Here is a 577-nt window from a genome sequence, read left to right as displayed (position 1 = left end):
GCTCGAACGCATCGCGCGCCGGCTGCTGCAATGCGAGGTGCTCGAACGCGACGCGCTGCAGGCGCTGATCGACGGGCGCATCGAACCGTCGCTAGCCACGTCGGCCTCGCCGGGCGACGATTCCGGTGCGCGCGGCGGCGGGATCGAAACGGAGCAGGCTGCCACCGTCGAGCGCGATTTCGTCGCGTACGGACGGTCGCACGAATCCGATCGCTGAAGCCGCTGCGCGGACCAGCGACCGGCGCGCGCCGATATCCCGACGCCGCGTTTTCTTCTCGATCGTTCCCGCCACGGCGTCGCCCTGTGCGACGCGCACGTAGCGGTCGAACGGCATCGGGCTCGAACGCACGACGATGGCGGCGTGAGCGTGCGTCAGCGCGTCAGGATTCGGTCGCGGCCGCGACTTCGGCCGCTTCGGTGAGCGCTTCGAGAAAGCGCGTGCGCCACCAGTGCACGTCGGTCTTGCGCATGATCGCCATCAGCGCCGCGTGACGCTGGCGACGCTCTTCGAGCGGCATCGTGAGCGCGCGCTGAATCGCCTGCGCGGTGCCTTGCGTGTCGTACGGATTGACGAGCA

1 protein-coding gene and 1 pseudogene are annotated in these 577 nt (G+C 69.5%); one reads left to right on the top strand and one right to left on the bottom strand.

Going from position 1 to position 577, the window contains the following annotated elements:
• Positions 1–217: pseudogene (locus tag A9Z05_RS38180) on the top strand (cell division protein FtsH); the annotation flags it as partial.
• A gap of 163 nt (positions 218–380) precedes the next feature.
• On the opposite strand, the gene A9Z05_RS31490 reads toward A9Z05_RS38180, so the two are convergent.
• The coding region (locus A9Z05_RS31490; protein WP_176730268.1) for a trehalose-6-phosphate synthase at positions 381–577 on the bottom strand (197 nt) is incomplete at its 5' end.

The sequence above is a fragment of the Burkholderia sp. A2 genome, from assembly GCF_001729305.1.
Lineage (GTDB): Bacteria > Pseudomonadota > Gammaproteobacteria > Burkholderiales > Burkholderiaceae > Burkholderia > Burkholderia sola.
This window is presented reverse-complemented; position numbering and strand designations above follow the sequence as displayed.